At 67.6% G+C, this 19,369-nt stretch carries 18 protein-coding genes, 1 pseudogene and 1 riboswitch; of the genes and pseudogenes, 12 read left to right on the top strand and 7 right to left on the bottom strand.

Annotated features, from left to right (window positions below; all coding sequences use genetic code 11):
• Positions 1–138: 138 nt before the first annotated feature.
• The 4 genes from thrC to ACWPXE_RS16285 all read left to right on the top strand — a co-directional run bounded on the left by thrC (position 139) and on the right by ACWPXE_RS16285 (position 3,745).
• Positions 139–1,551 (top strand): threonine synthase, encoded by a 1,413-nt coding sequence (thrC, locus tag ACWPXE_RS16300; RefSeq protein WP_454018657.1) that lies wholly within the window; start codon positions 139–141, stop codon positions 1,549–1,551.
• Positions 1,548–2,804: a M16 family metallopeptidase gene (locus tag ACWPXE_RS16295; protein WP_200476081.1), complete on the top strand. Its 1,257-nt coding sequence runs from the start codon at positions 1,548–1,550 to the stop codon at positions 2,802–2,804. The genes thrC and ACWPXE_RS16295 overlap by 4 nt, the downstream gene beginning before the upstream one ends.
• 27 nt (positions 2,805–2,831) lie before the next feature.
• Positions 2,832–3,422, top strand: coding sequence for a GNAT family N-acetyltransferase (locus ACWPXE_RS16290; protein WP_454018656.1), 591 nt, complete (start codon positions 2,832–2,834; stop codon positions 3,420–3,422).
• A gap of 119 nt (positions 3,423–3,541) precedes the next feature.
• Positions 3,542–3,745, top strand: a complete 204-nt coding sequence (locus ACWPXE_RS16285) for a hypothetical protein (protein WP_454018655.1) — start codon at positions 3,542–3,544, stop codon at positions 3,743–3,745.
• 73 nt (positions 3,746–3,818) lie between these two features.
• Here ACWPXE_RS16285 and ACWPXE_RS16280 read toward each other — a convergent pair whose 3' ends face one another.
• Complete coding sequence (locus ACWPXE_RS16280; protein ID WP_454018654.1) at positions 3,819–4,394, bottom strand: YqgE/AlgH family protein; 576 nt, start codon at positions 4,392–4,394, stop codon at positions 3,819–3,821.
• Positions 4,395–4,509: 115 nt separating this feature from the next.
• On the opposite strand from ACWPXE_RS16280, the pseudogene ACWPXE_RS16275 reads away from it, so the two are divergent.
• The 3 genes and pseudogenes from ACWPXE_RS16275 to ACWPXE_RS16265 form a co-directional block, all read left to right on the top strand.
• A pseudogene (locus ACWPXE_RS16275) lies at positions 4,510–4,941 on the top strand (protein-disulfide reductase DsbD domain-containing protein); the annotation flags it as partial.
• A 571-nt stretch (positions 4,942–5,512) separates the two neighbouring features.
• A complete protein-coding gene (locus ACWPXE_RS16270) occupies positions 5,513–6,370 on the top strand; it encodes a protein-disulfide reductase DsbD family protein (protein WP_454018653.1) in 858 nt (285 codons plus the stop codon).
• A gap of 28 nt (positions 6,371–6,398) precedes the next feature.
• Complete coding sequence (locus ACWPXE_RS16265) at positions 6,399–6,881, top strand: peroxiredoxin (protein WP_038527122.1); 483 nt, start codon at positions 6,399–6,401, stop codon at positions 6,879–6,881.
• Between the two features lie 167 nt (positions 6,882–7,048).
• Here the strand turns inward: ACWPXE_RS16265 and ACWPXE_RS16260 are convergent, their stop codons facing one another.
• The 5 genes from ACWPXE_RS16260 to ispH form a co-directional block, all read right to left on the bottom strand.
• Complete coding sequence (locus ACWPXE_RS16260; RefSeq protein ID WP_454018652.1) at positions 7,049–8,647, bottom strand: AMP-binding protein; 1,599 nt, start codon at positions 8,645–8,647, stop codon at positions 7,049–7,051.
• Between the two features lie 111 nt (positions 8,648–8,758).
• Entirely contained in the window at positions 8,759–9,241 is a 483-nt protein-coding gene (gene rnhA / locus ACWPXE_RS16255) for a ribonuclease HI (RefSeq protein ID WP_454018651.1), read from the bottom strand.
• Positions 9,242–9,245: 4 nt separating this feature from the next.
• A complete protein-coding gene (locus tag ACWPXE_RS16250; protein ID WP_454018650.1) occupies positions 9,246–10,229 on the bottom strand; it encodes a homoserine kinase in 984 nt (327 codons plus the stop codon).
• 65 nt (positions 10,230–10,294) lie between these two features.
• Positions 10,295–10,852 carry a Uma2 family endonuclease gene (locus tag ACWPXE_RS16245; RefSeq protein WP_454018649.1) on the bottom strand — a complete coding sequence of 186 codons (558 nt, stop codon included), beginning with the start codon at positions 10,850–10,852 and terminating at the stop codon, positions 10,295–10,297.
• 32 nt (positions 10,853–10,884) lie between these two features.
• Positions 10,885–11,865, bottom strand: coding sequence for a 4-hydroxy-3-methylbut-2-enyl diphosphate reductase (ispH, locus tag ACWPXE_RS16240; protein WP_454018648.1), 981 nt, complete (start codon positions 11,863–11,865; stop codon positions 10,885–10,887).
• Between the two features lie 227 nt (positions 11,866–12,092).
• Between ispH and ACWPXE_RS16235 the strand changes: the two genes are divergently transcribed.
• On the top strand, positions 12,093–12,599 hold the full coding sequence (locus ACWPXE_RS16235) for a hypothetical protein (protein WP_454018647.1): 507 nt from the start codon (positions 12,093–12,095) through the stop codon (positions 12,597–12,599).
• A 505-nt stretch (positions 12,600–13,104) separates the two neighbouring features.
• Here ACWPXE_RS16235 and ACWPXE_RS16230 read toward each other — a convergent pair.
• Complete coding sequence (locus ACWPXE_RS16230) at positions 13,105–14,022, bottom strand: class I SAM-dependent methyltransferase (RefSeq protein WP_454018646.1); 918 nt, start codon at positions 14,020–14,022, stop codon at positions 13,105–13,107.
• A 547-nt stretch (positions 14,023–14,569) separates the two neighbouring features.
• A riboswitch (glycine riboswitch) is annotated at positions 14,570–14,683 on the top strand.
• 175 nt (positions 14,684–14,858) lie between these two features.
• Here ACWPXE_RS16230 and gcvT point away from each other — a divergent pair.
• Genes gcvT through gcvPB form a run of 4 tightly spaced genes read left to right on the top strand, consistent with a single transcriptional unit; the run spans position 14,859 to position 19,286 of the window.
• Complete coding sequence (gene gcvT, locus ACWPXE_RS16225; RefSeq protein WP_454018645.1) at positions 14,859–15,971, top strand: glycine cleavage system aminomethyltransferase GcvT; 1,113 nt, start codon at positions 14,859–14,861, stop codon at positions 15,969–15,971.
• A 30-nt stretch (positions 15,972–16,001) separates the two neighbouring features.
• Entirely contained in the window at positions 16,002–16,379 is a 378-nt protein-coding gene (gene gcvH, locus ACWPXE_RS16220) for a glycine cleavage system protein GcvH (protein WP_454018785.1), read from the top strand.
• A 1-nt stretch (position 16,380) separates the two neighbouring features.
• On the top strand, positions 16,381–17,721 hold the full coding sequence (gene gcvPA / locus ACWPXE_RS16215; protein ID WP_454018644.1) for an aminomethyl-transferring glycine dehydrogenase subunit GcvPA: 1,341 nt from the start codon (positions 16,381–16,383) through the stop codon (positions 17,719–17,721).
• A complete protein-coding gene (gene gcvPB / locus ACWPXE_RS16210; protein WP_454018643.1) occupies positions 17,721–19,286 on the top strand; it encodes an aminomethyl-transferring glycine dehydrogenase subunit GcvPB in 1,566 nt (521 codons plus the stop codon). The genes gcvPA and gcvPB overlap by 1 nt, the downstream gene beginning before the upstream one ends.
• The last annotated feature ends 83 nt before the right edge of the window (positions 19,287–19,369 follow it).

Here is a 19,369-nt window from a genome sequence, read left to right as displayed (position 1 = left end):
GGGGGAGGGGGTTCTGTTTGCAACGCACCTGGAACCCGCCGCTTGCACCGCGTGTGGGAGGGCGCTAACTATGCCCGTTCCACAAGAGTCGCCGGCCCGCCACAGCGTCGGCCACCTTCAGGCGTCGGAGAGTGTGCGTTGAAGTACGTCAGCACGCGGGGCCAGGCCCCGGTCCTGGGTTTCGAGGAAGTCCTTCTGGCCGGTCTCGCGCGTGACGGCGGCCTCTATGTCCCGGAAAGCTGGCCGCAGTTCTCGGCTGACGAGATCCGCGCGATGCGCGGCCTTCCCTACAGTGAGATCGCCGTGCGCGTCATGCTGCCCTTCCTGGGCGGCGCCATCGCCGAGGACGATTTCCGCGCCATCGTGAAGGACGCCTACGCCAGCTTCGACCACGCCGCGGTTGTGCCGCTGGTGCAGCTCGACCAGCGCACCTGGGTGATGGAGCTGTTCCACGGCCCGACGCTGGCCTTCAAGGACGTGGCGCTGCAGCTGCTCGGCCGTCTGTTCGACCATGTGCTGGCCAAGCGCGGCGAGCGGGTGACCATCGTCGGCGCGACCTCGGGCGACACCGGCTCCGCCGCCATCGAGGCCTGCCGCGACCGCCAGAACGTGGACATCTTCATCCTGCACCCGAAGGGCCGCACGTCGGAGGTGCAGCGCCGCCAGATGACCAGCGTCCTCTCGGACAACGTGCACAACATCGCGCTGCACGGCACCTTCGACGACTGCCAGGACCTGGTGAAGGCGCTGTTCAACGACATGGCCTTCCGCGACAAGATGGGCCTGTCGGCGGTGAACTCGATCAACTGGGCGCGCATCATGGCCCAGATCGTCTATTACTTCGCCGCCGCGGTGGCCCTGGGCGCGCCCGACCGCAAGGTGGCCTTCACCGTGCCCACCGGCAATTTCGGCAACGTCTACGCCGCCTACGGCGCGCGGGCGATGGGCCTGCCGGTGGAGCGGCTGGTCGTGGGCTCCAACGCCAACGACATCCTGGCCCGCTTTTTTGCCAGCGGCACCATGTCGGCGGCTCCGGTCGTGCCCACATTGAGTCCCAGCATGGACATCCAGATCTCCTCCAACTTCGAGCGGCTGCTGTTCGACCTGCTGGGCCGCGACGGCGCTGCCGTGCAGGCCGCCATGGACGGCTTCCGCGCGGAGGGCAAATTCGCCGTCACCGACGCGCAGTTGGCTGAGGCGCACGCAATCTTCGCCGCGGGCCGCGCCGACGACGCCCGGACCATGGACGTCATCAAGGAGGTCTGGGAGAAGACCGGCGGCTATCAGGTCGATCCGCACACCGCCGTCGGCATCCATTCGGCGGCGACCGCCCCGGTCGATCCGTCGGTTCCGGTGGTGGTGATGGCGACCGCCCATCCGGCCAAGTTCCCCGACGCGGTGGAGACGGCGACGGGCCGGCGCCCCGTCCTGCCGCCGCGCCTCGCCGATCTCTACGAGCGGGAGGAGCGGCTGTCCGAGCTGCCCAACGACGTGGCGGCGGTCCAGGAGTTCGTCGTCGCCCGCGCCCGCGCCGCCAAGGAGGCCGCATGAGCATCCGCGTGACCACGCTGCCGAACGGGCTGCGCGTCGCCACCGACACGATGCCCGGCGTGCAGTCGGTCTCGCTCGGCTGCTGGGTCGGGGTCGGCACGCGCAACGAGTCCGCGAGCGTCAACGGCGTGGCGCATCTCGTCGAGCACATGCTGTTCAAGGGCACCGAGCGGCGCTCCGCCTTCCGCATCTCCGAAGAGATCGAGAATGTCGGCGGCCAGCTCAACGCCTACACGACGCGCGAGCAGACGGCCTATTACGCCAAGGTCCTGCACGACGACACGGCGCTGGCGCTCGACCTCATCGCCGACATGCTCCAGAACTCCGTCCTCGACAGCGAGGAGCTGGTGCGGGAGCGCACGGTGGTGCTTCAGGAGATCGGCCAGTCCGCCGACACTCCCGACGACATCATCTTCGACCATTTCCAGTCCACCGCCTATCCGGGGCAGGCGCTGGGGCGCCCCGTCCTGGGGTCGGCGGAGATCGTCGGCGCCCTGTCGCGCCCGGCGCTGGTCGATTACATCGACGGCCATTACGGCGCTCCGGGCATCGTCCTGGCCGCCGCCGGGCGGCTGGAGCACGACCGGCTCGTCGACATGGCTCTATCGGCTTTCGACGGTTTGTCCTCCCGCCCGGCGCCGGAATCCGAGGACGCGCGCTACGCCGGGGGCGACTTCCGCGAGGCGCGGGACCTGGAGCAGATGCACCTTGTCCTCGGCTTCGACGGGGTGGGGGTGCACGACCCGGACTATTACGCCCATTCGGTGATGTCGACGCTGCTCGGCGGCGGCATGTCCTCCCGTCTCTTCCAGGAGGTGCGGGAGAAGCGCGGGCTGGTCTATTCCATCTACACCTTCTCCGGCGCCTACCGCGACGGCGGGCTCTTCGGCGTCTACGCCGGCACCGGCGAGGACGAGGTGGCGGAACTGGTCCCGGTCGTCTGCGACGAGCTGATGCGGGTGACCGAGGACGTGACCGAGGAGGAGGTGGCCCGCGCCGCCGCCCAGCTCCGCGCCGGGACGCTGATGGCGCTGGAAAGCTCCATGTCGCGCTGCGAGCAGCTCGGCCAGCAGCTTCTGGTCTACGGGCGCCCGGTGCCGGTGGAGGAGATCGTCGAGAAGATCGGGGCGGTCGACCGCGAGTCCATCGTCCGCGTCGCCCGGCGCCTGCGCGAGAGCCGCCCCACCGTCGCCGCGCTCGGCCCGATCGGACGGCTGGAGGAGTACGACCGCATCGCCGCGCGGTTCCGGTAAGGGACGCGCCAGGGTGGGAGGGGCAGCATGATCCGCCTGCTCGGCGGTGGTCTCATCAGCCCGCCGGCGGTCCGCCTCGACGGGCCGATCTGCTACATTCGCCCGCCGCTGCCGCGGGATTGGCGGGAATGGGCCGACCTGCGGGCGGACTCCCGCGCCTTCCTGACCCCCTGGGAGCCGACCTGGCCGACGGACGCCCTGACCCGCGCCGCCTTCGGGCGCCGGCTGCGGCGGCAGGCGCAGGAATGGCGCGACGACCAGGGCTACAGCTTCCTTGTCTACGACCGGGCGACCGACCGGCTGGTCGGCGGGCTGGGCCTGACCAACCTGCGGCGCGGCGTGGCCCAGATGGCGACGCTCGGCTACTGGGTGGGGCAACCCTACGCGCGCAACGGCTACATGTCCGGTGCCACCCGGCTGGTTCTGGATTTCGCCTTCGGGCAATTGGGGCTGCACCGGGTCGAGGCGGCCTGTCTGCCGACCAACGCGCCCAGCCGCGGCCTGTTGGAAAAGGTCGGCTTCACTCACGAAGGCTATGCGCGCGGTTACCTGCGCATCGACGGGGTGTGGCGGGACCATGTCCTCTACGCCATCCTGCGCGAGGAGTGGCGGGGCTAGCCCGTCCGGTCGGGGTGCGCCGCTCCCATTTCCCAAGCCCTTGTCCTGGTCGGCTTAACCCGCGGTTAAGGGAGCGGGCGCAGGCTGACGGCATGTCCTTCCCATTGAGTGAGGCGGATATGTCGCTGAACCCTACTTGGACGAAAGAAGATTCCCTGACCTATGCCGTCGAACTGGACGGACGCCGTGTCGATCTGCGCTATGAGGCGTCTGGTTTCCAGAGCGGCTGGGCGGTCTACGCCGGTGACGAGCTGGTCGAACGGTGCAGCGAGCTGATGCAGGCCCGCGGCCTTGCCTTGGCGATCGCCAGCAAGGGTGCGTGAATCACAAGTTCTGACATGAGATCCCGCCGCTTGCGGTGCGGCGGGTCGTACTCTTGATCAGGAGGGGGCGCCGTCAGGCGTGCCCGGCCTCCGCCGACAGCATGGACAGGCTGACGCCGAGCTTGGCGATGGAGCGTTCCCACTTGGTGTCCAGTTCGGGATCGAACAGCAGCGTCTCGTCGCAGGGCACGTTCAGCCAGCCGTTCGCCTGGATCTCCGCGTCCAATTGCCCCGGTCCCCAGCCGGCGTAGCCGAGCAGCAGGAGGTTGCGGCGCGGTCCGCGGTCTTCGGAAATCGCGCGCAGGATATCGATGGTCGCGGTCAGCGCCACCTCGTCGTCCACCACCAGCGTGCCGTCCCGTACATAGTCGGTTGAATGCAGGACGAATCCGCGCCCGGATTCCACAGGGCCGCCATAATGAACGGGCATGTTGGCGATCGGCTCCTGGATTTCGATCTCGAGCTGTTCCAGCAAATCCTCGAAGGTGACCGATCCGAACAGGCGATTGACGACGAGGCCCATGGCGCCGTCGTCGTTATGGGCGCACATGTAGATGACGGTCCGCTGAAAACGCGGGTCCGTCATGCCCGGCATGGCGATCAGCAACTGGCCGGTCAGATAGTCCGAGGACTTGGTCAGGTGCGGCATGGGCGCTATCCTTGTGTCGGGGGACGGGCGGACCGCTGGGCGGCCACCCGAAGCCGTCTTCGCCCGAGTGTGACAGCACGGGCCAAGCTTTGTCATCCATATACAGCCGCGGCCGATGGGCGGCCCGCTGCGTCTTGATATGAGAACAGTCGGTGCGATGAAAAGGTTTGTTCCGTTCCTGCTCGCCGTCCTGGCCTTGGCCGCACCCGGAATGGGGAGGGCGGAGACCGGCTCCTGGGTCAAGTCCGGCCCGGTGGAGGCCCGGCTCGTCGCGTCGGTTCAGGGGGCGGGCGACCTCGCCAAAATCCCCCTGGGGCTGGAAGTCCGGCTGGAGCCCGGCTGGAAGACCTATTGGCGCACCCCCGGCGACGCCGGTTTCGCGCCGCGGCTGGACTGGTCGGAGTCGCGGAACCTCAAGGCGACGGAACTAATCTACCCGGCCCCGCACCGCTTCACCGTCCTGGGCTTCGAGACGGCGGGCTACGACGCGGAGGTGCTGTTCCCCATCGCCGCCACTCCGGCGGAACCGGGCAAGCCGCTCGACCTCGCGCTGAAGGCGGAACTGCTGGTCTGTTCGACCATCTGCGTTCCGGAGATGGTGGCGCTGTCCCTGTCCATCCCTGAGGGGCCGGCGACGCCCGGACCGTCGGCCAACGACATCGCCCGTGCCCAGTCCCTGGTCCCCGGTGACGGGCGGGCGTCCGGCCTGACCGTCACGGCGGTGCGCGGCCAGGGCGCCGTGCTGGAGGTCGAGGTGACGGCCCGCGAGCCAATGGTCGCCCCCGACGTGTTCGTGGAAACCGACCCGCCGGTGACCTTCGCCGCGCCCAAGAGCCAGTTCCTCGATGGCGACCGGCGCGCGATCCTGCGGATGGACGCGACCGACCCGGAGCCCGGCCTTGACCTCGCTGGACGGGCGATGACGCTGACGGTGGTGGACGGTAACCGGTCGGTGGAGGCTCCGGCGACCGCCGCGGCCGGGCTGGGCGGCCGTGCCGGGGCGGCTCCGACGGGGCTGCTGGCCATGCTGGGCGTCGCCCTGCTGGGCGGGTTGATCCTGAACCTGATGCCCTGCGTGCTGCCGGTGCTGTCGCTGAAACTGCTGTCCATCGTCCAGCATGGCGGGCGGGCAGTTCGCCACCGGTGCCTTCGCCACGCTGCTCGCCACGCCCTGTTCCGCGCCCTTCCTGGGGACGGCGGTGGGCTTCGCGCTGTCCCGCGGGGCGCTGGAGGTGTTCGCCATCTTTGCCGCGCTGGGCGTCGGGCTGGCGCTGCCTTACCTGCTGATCGCCGCCTTCCCGCGCGCCGCGCGCCTGCTGCCGCGTCCGGGGCGCTGGATGGTGGCGCTGCGCCGGGTGCTGGGCGGGGCGCTGGCCCTGACCGCGCTGTGGCTGCTGTCGGTGCTGGTCGTCCAGGTGGGTGAGGTTCCGGCGCTGGCCATCGCCGTGCTGATGGGCGGGCTGGTCGCCGCGCTGTGGCTGGGCCGCCGGATGGCGGAGACGGCGCGCTGGGCCGGGGCGGCGCTCGCTGGGCTGCTGGCCCTGGTGGCCTTCGCGGTTCCCGCCGTCTTCGGCCCTTCCGCCGGGGCGGCCCCGGTGGCCGAAAGCACGGCGGCGCGCTGGGCCGTCTTCGACGAGGCGGCGATCCGCGAGCAGGTGGCCGCCGGGCGCACCGTCTTCGTGGACGTCACCGCCGATTGGTGCATCACCTGTCAGGCGAACAAGAAGCTGGTGCTGAACCGCGGCACCGTCGCGCAGCGGCTGGAGGACGCCGGGACGGTGACCGCCATGCGCGCCGACTGGACCCGGCCGGACGAGAGCATCGCCCGCTATCTTGCCCGACACGGCCGCTATGGTATTCCCTTCAACATCGTCTATGGTCCGGGGGCTCCGGAGGGCATCGCGCTTCCGGAACTGCTGACCGAGGGCGCCGTTCTGGAGGCGCTCGACCGGGCGTCCGGCAAAATCAAAAGCTGAAACACAAAAAATTGGGAGTTCAGGAGACATGACCATTCAAGTGGGCGACGCCATCCCGTCCGTCACGCTGAAGCATCTGACCGACAACGGGATGCAGGACGTCACCACCGACGCGCTGTTCAAGGGCAAGACGGTGGTGCTGTTCTCGGTGCCGGGCGCCTTCACCCCGACCTGCTCTGCCAAGCATCTGCCGGGCTTCGTCCAGAAGGCCGAGGACCTGAAGGCCAAGGGCGTGGACGACATCGTCTGCCTCGCCGTCAACGACCCCTTCGTGATGCGCGCCTGGGGCGAGAAGAACGGAGTCGGCGGCAAGGTCACCATGCTGCCGGACGGCAACGCCGCTCTGACCCAGGCGCTGGGCCTGACGATGGACGGCACGGGCTACGGCCTCGGCCTGCGCGGCCAGCGCTTCGCCCTGGTCGCCAAGGACGGCAAGGTCACCCACCTCGCCGTGGAGAAGCCGGGCCAGTTCGAGGTGTCCTCGGCCGAAGCGGTGCTGGGCGCGCTGTAAGGCGGCAGGGCAACCCGGGGCGTCATTAAGCCCTCTCCCCTCTGGGGAGAGGGTGGCCCGTAGGGCCGGTGAGGGGGTTGCGCGTGGCGGTATGTTCAGCACAAGCGCAACCCCCTCACCCTGAGCCTCTCCCCAGAGGGGAGAGGGGATGTTGAACATCTGCGGCCTCACCCCGCCTTCGTGCGGTCCCAAGTGGTGTCGGCCACGCCGCGTTCCCGAAGCTTGGCCTTCTGCACCTTGGCGGTTGGCGTCTTGGGGAAGGCGTCCACGATGTCGATGTAGCGGGGCTGGGCATAGCGCGGCAGTTCACGCTCGGCGAAGGCAGCCACGGCCTCCGGCGTCAGGGTGGCGCCCGGTGCGGCGACCAAGGCGACCATGATCTCGTCCTCCGCCCCCGGAATGCCCGCCGGCACGGCGTAGGCGGCGACCTCCGCCACCCCCTCCAGCCTCGACAGCACCGTCTCCACCTCGTAGGACGAGACGTTCTCGCCGCGGCGGCGGATGCAGTCCTTGATGCGGTCGACGAAGGTGACGTAGCCCTCGTCGTCCATCACCGCGGCATCGCCGGTGTGGAACCACAGGTTCCGCCACACCTCCACCGTCTTGTCGGGCATCCGGTGATAGCCGGACAGGAAGCCGAAGGCGGCCTTCGGGCGCACCATGACCTCGCCGACCTGACCATGCAGCACCGGGATGTCGGTCTGCGGATCGCGGATCTCTACCTCGAAATAGCGGTCGTAGACCTTGCCGCAGGTGCCGGGGCGCGGCTTGCCCATCTCGGCGTAGAGCGGGATGTTTACCTCGGTCATGCCGTAGAGGCTGATGACGTCGCGGACGCCGAAGCGCTCGCGCAGCACCCGCTCGGTGTCCGCCGGGTTGGGAGCGGCGCCGACGAGGCGCAGGGGGTGGTCGCGGTCGTCCGGGCGCGGCGGCTGGGCCACTACGAAGGCAGTGACGGCGCCCAGCGAGTTGGTCACCGTGCAGCCGTGGCGCCGGATGTCGTCCAGCCAAGCGGAGGCGCTGAACCGCTCGCGCAGCACCGCCGACCCGCCGGAGATCATCGCGGCGTAGAGCTGCATGTAGAGCCCGTTGGCGTGGAACAGCGGCAGGCAGATGTAGAAACGGTCCTCGTCGGTCAGCGCGAAATTGTCGATGGAGCCCAGCCCGAACAGGAAGCCGTGGCCGTGCGGCATCAGCACGCCCTTCGACAGGCCGGTGGTGCCCGAGGTGTACATGATGCAGGCGTCGTCGCCGGCGCGGGGCAGGGGGCCATCGTAGGGGGCGGCGTCGCGCCAGCCCTCCAGCGCAGTGTGCGGCAATCCTTGGGCGGCGCCGGGCACCACGAGCCCGCGCAGGGCGGTCAGGCGTGGCGCAATGTCGGTGATGCGGTCGGCCAGGGCGGCGTCGACCACCGCCAGGGCGGCCCCGGCATTCTCAAGCTGGTGCTCCAGGAAGCCGCCCTTCAGCTCGGTGTTCAGCGCGACCATGACGGCGCCCAGCCGCCCCAGCCCCAGCCACACGCGCACGAAGTCCAGCCCGTTCGGCAGCATCACTGCCACTTTGTCGCCCGGCTTCACGCCCAGCCCGGCGAAGAAGCCGGCCACAAGGCCCGCCTGCTCCTGCGCCTCGGCGTAGGTGATGGAGTCTCCGTTGTTCTCTTTGCCGGCGATCATCGTGACGAAGGTCTTGCCCCCGCGTTCGGCGGCCTGATGGGCCAGCACCTCGGGCAGCACCCAGCGGGCTTCGTTCCGCAAATGCGGATACATCTCGGTCTCCTCCCAACGATCTTTCGTCGTTCGTTATCGGAGGGAGCCTAGCGGGACGGCGGGTCCGCCGTCCACAAACCCTTGAGGATGGTCGCCGTTCGCCGTGCGGGATCAGCCCCGCGCGGCCTGCCGGACGTCGGCGACGCCCTGGCGGGCCAACGCGTCGGCCCGCTCGTTCTCCGGATGGCCGGCGTGGCCGCGGACCCAGTGGAACTCGATCCGGTGCTGCCGCTTCGCCTCGTCCAGGCGCCGCCACAGATCCTCGTTCTTCACCGGCTTCTTGTCGGCGGTCTTCCAGCCACGGGCCTTCCAGCCGTGAATCCACTGGGTGATGCCGTTCTTCACATACTCGCTGTCGGTGTAGAGCCGCACCTCCATGGGCCGCTTCAGGGCTTCCAGCGCCTGGATGGCGGCCATCAGCTCCATGCGGTTGTTGGTGGTGGCCGGCTCGCCGCCGTACAACTCCTTCTCCACCCCGTTGTAGCGCAGGATGGCGCCCCAGCCGCCGGGGCCGGGGTTGCCGCTGCACGCACCGTCGGTGAAGATGTCGACGATCTTCGGGGCGCCGTCGCCGTTGTTCGCTGCGTCCGTCATGTCATCAGACCTGATAGCTGCCGCCGTCGTCGAGCGCGTAATCGCCGAGCCCGCGGACGGTTTGGTGGAAGCGCAGCTTGCGCAGATATTCCAGCGGGTCCTTCGGGCGCACGAAGGCTCCCGGCGGATGGTTCAGCCAGTCGTAGAGGCGCGTCAGCAGGAAGCGCAGGGCGCTGCCGCGGCACAGCCAGGGCAGGGCGGCCAGCTCCGCCGGCGACAGGGGGCGGACCTTCTGATAGCTGGTCAGCAGCATCCGCGCCTTGGTGGCGTTGAACGACCCGTCGACCTCGAAGCACCAAGCGTTCATGCAGATCGCGATGTCGTAGGCCAGGAAGTCGTTGCAGGCGAAGTAGAAGTCGATCAGGCCGGACAGCCCGTCGCCGCGGAAGAACACATTGTCGGGGAACAGGTCGGCGTGGATGACACCGGACGGCAGGCCGGCGGGCCAATTGGCCTCCAGCGCCGCAATCTCCGCCTCCAGCGTCGCGCGCAGGTCGCGGGCCACCTCGTCGGCGCGCGGCGCGCATTTGCCGGCAAGGTCCTTCCAGCCGTCCAGCGACAGGGCGTTGGGGCGCTCCATCCGGAAGTCGGCCACGGCCAGATGCAGGCGGGCCAGCGCCGTCCCCAGCTCCGCGCAGTGGTGCGGCGTGATGCGGCGCGGCCACATGCCGGCCAGGAAGGTGACGATTACCGCTGGACGCCCGGAAAGCTCGCGCAGGGCCTGCCCGTCCGTGCCCTGGACCGGCAGCGGGCAGGCGATGCCCTTGTCGGCCAGATGCTCCATCAGACCCAGGAAGAAGGGCAGGTCCTCCCGCCGGGTGCGCTTCTCGTAGAGCGTCAGGATGTAGGGGCCGCGCTCCGTCACCAGGAGGAAGTTGGAATTCTCCACCCCCTCCGCGATGCCCTTGCAGGACAGGACGGCGCCCAGATCGTACTGGGCGATGAAAGCGTTGAGCTCGTCGTCGGTGACTTCGGTGTATACGGCCATGCCAGCGCCTTACCGGGATTCGGGGCGCCGGTCAATGCCGCCGCAGCCGTTCACCCCTGGGCCGCTCACAGCGCTATGCCGTCGTAAAGTGCCGACAGGGGAAGCTCCGTTCCGATGGAGGCCAGCGGCAGCGTGGCGTCCTCGGTGAAATCCTCGACGATCCAGCGCCGTCCGTCGCGGCGCCACAGCTGCGCCCGGACGGCACGGCTGTCCACCAGCAGCACCTCCTGCAGGGAGGGGATCTGCATGTAGTCGGGCACCTTGGTGCCGCGGTCGTGGCTGGCCGTGCTGTCCGACAGGATCTCGACCACAAGCACCGGATTCGGCGTCGAGCGCTGGCCGGGCTGGTGGGGCGAGCAGGTGACGGCGATGTCGGCCTCGTAAAAGCGGTCGGCGCGGTCTTCGCGTTCGATGGCGGCTTCCGACAGAACGCGGCAGTGCGGGCGCGACCGCCGCCGAACCTCGTAAACGACGTTCGCGGCGATCTGGCTGTGCGCCTGGGAGCACGCGTTCATCGCCTGCGGCCGCCCGCCGACCAGCTCGTAGCGCGTGTCCGGCTCCTGCCGGTCGGCCCAGGCGAGGAATTCGTCGATGTCCATCTTCCGGATGGCGGGCGCGCCCATGAACGTCTCCGTCGCGAAGGCCGATTCCCAGATTATGCGTCCGCCGGGACCGGACGGGAAGGGGTGCCGCCGTCCAGCAGCGGCTTCGGCAGCTTGAAGGTGATGTCCTCGAAGGCGGTGCGCAGCTCCTCCACCGTCACGGCGTAGCGGGCGCGGGCGGCCTCCATGACCTCCTCCACCAGCACTTCGGGGGCGGAGGCTCCGGCGGTGATGCCCAGCGTGGCGACTCCGTCCAGCGCCGACCAGTCGATGTCCGCCGCGCGTTGGACGAGTTGGGCGCGTTGGCAGCCGTGGGTCTTCGCCACCTCGACCAGCCGCTTGGAGTTGGAGGAGTTCGGCGCGCCCAGCACCAGCAGGGCGTCGACCTTCGGCGCGATGGCCTTCACCGCCTGCTGGCGGTTGGTGGTGGCGTAGCAGATGTCCTCCTTCTTCGGCCCGCCGATGGACGGGAAGCGGGCCTGGAGGGCGGCGACGATGCTCGCCGTCTCGTCCACCGACAGGGTGGTCTGGGTGGCGTAGGCGAGGTTTTCCGGGTCGTCCACCTGGACCGTCGCCACATCCTCCACCGTCTCCACCAGCACCACCGCGCCCTGGGGCAATTGGCCCATGGTGCCGATCACCTCCGGATGGCCGGCGTGGCCGATCAGCACGATCTGGCGCCCCTCGTTGAAGTGGCGCTCGGCCTCGCGGTGCACCTTGCTGACCAGCGGGCAGGTGGCGTCGAGATAGAACAGGCCGCGCTGTTCGGCCGCCGCCGGGACCGACTTCGGCACGCCGTGGGCGGAGAAGACCACGGGCACGCCGTCGGGCACCTGATCCAGCTCGTCCACGAAGATGGCGCCCTTGGCCTCAAGGCTCTGCACCACGAATCGGTTGTGGACGATCTCGTGCCGGACATAGACGGGGGCGCCGAACCGCTCCAGCGCCACCTCCACGATCTGGATCGCGCGGTCCACGCCGGCGCAGAAGCCACGGGGGGCCGCAAGCAGGATGGTCAGGGGCGTCTGGGTCATGCGCGTCGTTCCGGTGTCTCGAAAAAGGGGGTGTAGGGGTTCGTTCGTCGCAGCGGCGGCGTGGCCTTGTGCCGGCCCCACCGCTTCTCTAAAGTCGTGGCAGAACACACCCTTCCAACCGTTAGGCCAGACCGATGGACCGCCGCCGCGACCGTAATATAGGAACCCCAGCCCGGAAAAGCCCGCGGGCGCTTGCATTCGCGAGTCTGGGTGCAGGGTTCGGCGTCTTGGCGCTCACCGGCTGTTCCGGACTCGGGGGCGGATCGAACCCCGCGGCGGACGCGGCCCTGGCCTGCCCGAAGGTGTCCATCGTCCGCGATCTGGCGGAGGTCACCCAATTCCGCAATGGCGGCGGACGCGACCTGACGGACGTGACCTCCCGCGCGGCGCTGGCCGATTACTCCGGCAACTGCGACTACACCAGCGACGGCGTCACGGTGAACGTGAACGTCTTCCTGATCGCGGAGCGCGGGCCGGCCATGCAGGGCAACACGGCGAACTACCGCTACTTCGTCGCCGTCGCCAAGCCGGGCGAGGAGGCGCCGACGACCAAGACGGAATTCGATACCTCCGTCACCTTCGATGCCGGCAAGCTCCGCTCCGGCAGCCGCGAGGAGCTGGCGCCGAAGATTCCGCTGCCCAAGGACGCCAACGGCAAGGACTGGAAAATCTTCCTGGGCTTCCAGCTGACGCCGGAGCAGCTGGCTTTCAACCGGGCGCAGATGAAGCAGTAAGTGGATGGAAAGGACCTGTTCCAGTGGGAGCGTTCTGGATCTGCTCTGTTGGATTTTCTGCACATTGCTGCGGTATGGACGCTCTCATGTGCAGATTGGTTTCAGGCGACGGCTGACGGTTGCCGGGCGAACTTTGGGAGCGTATGACGCCATTGCTGCCGAAGTGCCCATCGCACCTGTTTGGCTTTCACAATCCACGGGTTCCCGAACGGGCGGCCATGGATGCCATGGGCTTAGTCCTGTGGACCGGCAAACGGTGGCAGGCCTTCGCCTTCCGCTGTATTCGCGAGTGAATTGATGACGGGGTGTCGATGCTGTGGTCGGCATCGACTGAAGTTGGCTGGCGGTGGACGATACGATGACCATGGCGCCCTTGGGGGGCTGGTTCCCACCCAACCGGTCGCGGCATACCGACTCGGACCACTGCCGTCTGGCCAGAAAGGTCGATGGAAGCATCGTTCCCGGAAGCGGCTGGTATGCCGTTTCCGGGAACTTTGAGAGCGTGTTATGCTGCCGGCTTTTCAAGGAGTGACAAGCAGTCCAGATCCTTATCCATCGGAGAGTCTCCCCAATCCATTAGAACCTGCTCCACTACATTGAGACCGGAGCGAATAGCCGCGTGTTTGAAAAGTGGGGCGGACATGAAGTTGCGCCAGTGAGGGTTCTCTTGGTAGGTGTTGCCAGGCTGCCTGTCATTGTTGGAGTGGTGGATGAGGGCTTTTCCTCCTGGGGAAAGTACGCGCGAGAACTCCTTTATATAGGAAATGACGTCGTCGTATTCGAAGTGGACCATCGCGTCGTACGAAATAATTGCTGTCAGGCTATTGTCGGCAATGTGCGATAGCTTGCAGCCGTCGTTCACGAAGCAATGAACCCTTGCATCGTCAGCAAAGCGCTTGCGGCAATGGGCTATATTGCTTTTGTTAATGTCCACTAAGTACAGCGCTGTTGGCGACCTCAATTGGAGTATCTGAGCTGAATGACGACCGCGTCCACACGCCAAGTCCATGACCACGTCGCAGTCAAGCTCAGAAAATAGTCGGAAGAACGGGGTGGCCTCCCCCCAGAATCCTGTAAGGCCTTTCTCGTTGTCCCAATCATCGTAGTATGGGGATTCCTCCCAATCTGCTCTGATGTTCTCTCTGTGCATGCTTGAGGGGCGAGTATATTCGTGCAGATCTCTAGCGAGAGAAAGCTGGAGGTTTTCAATTATATCGAGTCTTGATGAAATGGTATTAAGAATTTCTTTGTTGAACCTGTGCTCTAGTGAATTATCTAAAAGGCTTAGTTTTTCTGATAATGTATTAGTATTATTTATTATTTCTTCATTGGCAGTATTGAGCTTTTGAATATCGCTCTCTATATCAGGGAGGCTTTGCAAATTCCTAATGAGTCTAACTGTTGTTTTGATTTTTCGAATCATGCTTTGCATCCTCCACTGACTGCATGGTGATATTCGCACCGGTTTGCGCTGCCATTTTCATAAAAGACGCAAGAACTGTCTCCATTGAATAGCAGATTGCGAGCTTGTTAGCCAAGCAAGGCCGCAGTCGCAAGCGAGAATCGCGCAGGCCTTGCAACTCCGGTTTCTTTGGCGCCTCAAGCCAGCCTCGGACCAGTCCCGGTTCCCCCATTTCGCGCGGCGATGGGCAGTGATGCGGCTTCCCAGCTGTCAAGGCCTTCGCCACCGGAGTGGGGCAAGGCGAGGCCTCCGTCAAAACGCCGCTTACCATGGCCTGGAGCAGTGGGCAGGCGGAAGATCCGATCAACAAGCTGGAGTTCATCAAGCGCCAGTATGGACGCTCAAACTGCGTCGCCGAGTCCTCCTTACCGCCTAATCCCCGCTATATGGGAGGGGGGCGGAAAATGGGGGTCATCTCACCGTCGTCAGCCTGAGGCCGGAGGCCAAGCTTATCCATGCGCTGATTGACATTCCCAAAGGTCTCGGTAGGTTAGATCGCACAAGCCGACGATCCCTCGCGGGAGAGATCGCGGGCCGGGGGCCAGGACACTGGATGCCGGTCTGCGGCGCCGAAGGAGCAACCGCCCCGGAAACTCTCAGGCAAAAGGACCGCAAGGGGGATAAGGCAACTCTGGAAAGCAGCTTCGTCCGCGCATGGCGGGCGACGGCTCACCGAAGGAGTAAACCGGTCGTTGGGGGTTGGACCCCGCCGGTGAATCTCTCAGGTCCAGGACAGAGGGGGCAGGACTCGCGCCAATCCCGGCGCGGGTTGTGCGACCCTATGTCGGAGGACCCGCGTGACCGAGGCTTCTGAGTCCCCCAAGAAAACGCCGCTGCACAGCCTCCATCTGGAGCTGAAGGGCAAGATGGTGCCCTTCGCCGGCTACGACATGCCGGTGCAGTACCCGCTCGGCATCCTCAAGGAACACCAGCACACCCGCGCCAAGGCCGGGCTGTTCGACGTGTCGCACATGGGGCAGGTGCGCCTGACCGGCGAGGACCCGGCCGCCGCGCTGGAGTCGCTGGTTCCCGGCGACATCAAGGGGTTGGCCCGTGGGCGCATGCGCTACACGCTGTTCCTGAACGAGCAGGGCGGCATCCTGGACGATTTGATGGTCACCAACGCCGGCGACCACCTGTTCCTGGTCGTCAATGCCGCCCGCAAGGATCACGACGTCGCCCACATGCGCGAGCGGCTGAAGGGCAAGGCCGAGGTGGAACTGCTGGACGACCTCGCCTTGATGGCCCTGCAGGGGCCGGAGGCCGCGGCGGTGCTGGGGCGCTTCATCCCCGAAGCGGCCACCATGAAGTTCATGAGCTACTTGCCGGCCACCTTCAACGGCATCCCGGTCATCATCACCCGCTCCGGCTACACGGGCGAGGACGGCTACGAGATCTCCTGCGACAAATCCGACGCCGAGACCATCGCCCGCGCCCTGCTGGCCGAGGACGAGGTCGAGGCCATCGGACTTGGTGCCCGCGACTCGCTGCGGCTGGAGGCCGGGCTCTGCCTCTACGGCCACGACATCGACGAGACGACGACTCCGGTCGAAGCCGGCCTGGAATGGGCGCTGTCCAAGCGCCGCCGGGAGGAGGGCGGCTTCCCCGGCTACGCCATCATCAAGGACCAGCTCGCCAACGGCGCCCCGCGCCGCCGCGTCGGCCTTCAGCCGGAAGGCCGCCAGCCGGCCCGCGAGCACACCGACGTCTGCGACGCGGATGGGCAAAAGATCGGGGAGGTGACCAGCGGCGGCTTCGGCCCCACCGCCTCCGCCCCGGTCGCCATGGGCTATGTGGACCGCGCGCACGCCGCGGTGGGCACGCCGGTTCAGCTCATGGTCCGCGGCAAGCCGCTGGCCGCCAAGGTCGCCGCCATGCCCTTCGTGCCGCAGCGCTACTACCGCGGCTGAGAATCACAAAACCGTTTCGAACAGGGGACAATCATGACCATCAAGTACACCAAGGACCATGAGTGGGTCCGCGTCGAGGGCGATGTCGGCACCGTCGGCGTCAGCGACCACGCCCAGCAGCAGCTCGGCGACGTCGTGTTCGTCGAGCTGCCGGACGTCGGCCGCCAGCTCACCCAGGGCAAGGAAGCCGCCGTCGTGGAGTCGGTGAAGGCCGCCAGCGACGTCTTCGCCCCGGTCTCCGGCGAGGTGATCGAGGCCAACGCCGATCTGGAGAACGACCCGTCGCTGGTGAACGCCGGGGCCGAGACCACCGGCTGGTTCTTCAAGCTGCGCCTCAGCAACCCGGCGGAGCTGGACGGGCTGATGGACGAAGCCGCCTACAAGGCCTTCGTGGAAGGGCAAGCCTGAGATGCGTTACCTGCCCCTGACCGAGGCCGACCGGCGCTCCATGCTGGAGGCCATCGGCGTGCCGTCGGTGGACGAGCTGTTCCGCGACGTGCCCGAGGCGGCCCGCCTCTCCGGCCCGATCAAGGGGCTGTCCAACCATATGGGCGAGCTTGAGGTCGATCGCGCCCTGTCGGCGATGGCAGGGAAGAACCTGCCCGCCGGCAGCGTGCCGAGCTTCCTCGGCGCCGGCGCCTACCGCCACCACATCCCGGCGACGGTGGACCATCTGGTGCAGCGCGGCGAGTTCCTGACCGCCTACACCCCCTACCAGCCTGAGGTGAGCCAGGGCACGCTGCAGGTCCTGTTCGAGTTCCAGACCCAGGTCTCGCTGCTGACCGGCATGGACGTCGCCAACGCCTCCATGTACGACGGCGCGACCGCCTGCGCGGAAGCCGTGATGATGGCCAACCGCGTCACCCGCCGGAAGAAGGCCGTGCTGTCCGGCGGCCTGCACCCGCATTACCGCGACACCACGACGACCGACGCCCGCTTCATCGGTTTCGAGACGGTGGTGATGCCGCCGGCCCCGACGGGCGGCGAGGACCTGCTGGCTGCGGTCGACGGCGACACCTCCTGCGTCGTCGTGCAGAATCCCGACGTGTTCGGCCATGTCCGCGACTACACGGAGCTGGGCAACGCCTGCCAAGCCAAGGGCGCCCTGCTGATCGTCGTGGTGACGGAGGCCGTGTCGCTCGGCCTGCTGACCCCGCCGGGCGAGATGGGCGCCGACATCGTGGCGGCGGAAGGCCAGTCGCTGGGCAACGCGCTGAACTTCGGCGGCCCCTATGTCGGGCTGTTCGCGGTGAAGGAGAAGCTGGTCCGCCAGATGCCGGGCCGCCTCTGCGGCCAGACGGTGGACGCTGACGGGCGGCGCGGCTTCGTGCTGACGCTGTCGACGCGCGAGCAGCACATCCGCCGCGAGAAGGCGACCTCGAACATCTGCACCAACTCCGGCCTGTGTGCGCTGGCCTTCTCCATCCACCTCAGCCTGCTCGGGGAAGAGGGCTTCACCCGGCTCGCTGAGATCAACCACGCCAAGGCCGTGCAACTGGCCGACAAGCTGGCGGCGGTGACGGGCGTCGAGATCGTCAACGACAGCTTCTTCAACGAATTCACCGTCAAGCTGCCAAAGCCGGCGGCGGAGGTCGTGGAAGCTCTCGCGCAACGCGGCATCCTGGGCGGCGTGCCGGCCTCCCGCCTGTTCGGCGGCGGGCTCGACGACCTGCTGATTGTGGCCGCCACCGAGACCAACACCGAGTCCGACATGGACGCCTTCGCCACCGCCCTCGCCGAGGTTCTGTGATGAGCATGAACAACCAGGGTCGCCCGACCGGCATCCAGAATTCGGACAGCGCCGTTCCGGAGACCGTCACCGGCAACCGCGGCCTGCAGATCGAGGAGCCGTTGATCTTCGAACAGGACAGCGCCGGGCGTTGCGGCGTCGACCTGCCCGAGGTCCCGGCGGTGGGCTCGCGTCTGGGTTCCGTCAAGCCGCGCGGCCGGATCGGCCTGCCGGGCCTCGCCGAGCCGCAGGTGGTCCGCCACTACACCCGCCTGTCGCAGAAGAACTACGCCATCGACAGCGGCCTGTACCCGCTGGGCTCTTGCACGATGAAGCACAACCCGCGCCTGAACGAGAAGATGGCTCGGCTGCCGGGCTTCGCCGACGTGCACCCGCTCCAGCCCGAAAGCACGGTGCAGGGGGCGCTGGAGCTGATGGCGGAGCTGGGCCGCTGGCTCGCCACGCTGACCGGAATGGCGGCGGTGACGCTGGCCCCGGCGGCCGGTGCGCACGGCGAGATGTGCGGCATCATGGCGATCCGCTCCGCCCATGACGCCAAGGGCGACAAGGGCCGCACGAAGATCCTCGTCCCCGAAAGCGCCCACGGCACCAACCCGGCGACCGCCGCCGCCTGCGGCTACGCCGTCGAGGCGATTCCGGCGACCGAGGACGGGCGCGTCGATCTGGCGGCGCTGAAGGCCAAGCTCGGCCCTGACGTCGCCGGCCTGATGCTGACCAACCCGAACACCTGCGGCCTGTTCGAGCGCGACATCATCACCATCGCCGAGGCGGTGCACGCGGCGGGCGCCTATTTCTACTGCGACGGCGCCAACTTCAACGCCATCGTCGGGCGGGTGCGTCCGGCCGACCTCGGCATCGACGTGATGCACATCAACCTGCACAAGACCTTCTCCACCCCGCACGGCGGCGGTGGTCCGGGCTCCGGCCCGGTGGTCTTCGCGGAGTCGCTGGCCCCCTTCGTCCCGGTGCCCTACGTGGTGCAGGACAAGGACGGCGCCTTCCGTCTGGTGGAGCAGGCCGGCGACGGCCCGGCCTTCGGGCGGATGAAGGCGTTCCACGGCCAGATGGGCATGTTCGTCCGCGCGCTCGCCTACATGATGAGCCACGGCGCCGACGGGCTGCGGCAGGTGGCGAACGACGCGGTGCTGAACGCGAACTATCTGCTGGCGCGCCTTCAGGACGTGATGACGCCCTCCTTCGACGGGCCGTGCATGCACGAATGCCTGTTCGACGACCGCTTCCTGAAGGGCACGGGGGTGACCACGCTCGACCTCGCCAAGGCGCTGATCGACGAGGGCTTCCACCCGATGACCATGTACTTCCCGCTGGTCGTGCACGGCGCCCTGCTGATCGAGCCGACCGAGACCGAGTCGAAGGCCAGTCTGGACCAGTTCGTCACGGCGCTGCGCGCCCTGGCGGAGCGGGCCAAGTCCGGCGACGTGGCCTATTTCCAGGGCGCTCCGCGCCTGACCCCGCGCCGCCGCCTGGACGAGACCGCCGCGGCGCGCAAGCCGGTGCTGCGCTGGACGCCGACGGTGGAGCCGGAGAAAGTCGCGGCGGAGTAGGGCGCACTTGCCCCCTCCCTAACCCTCCCCGCTGCGCAGGAGGGGATAAAATTCCCTCTCCTGCGCAGCGGGGAGGGAAGGGC

The organism is Azospirillum sp. Marseille-Q6669, from assembly GCF_965111635.1.
This window is presented reverse-complemented; position numbering and strand designations above follow the sequence as displayed.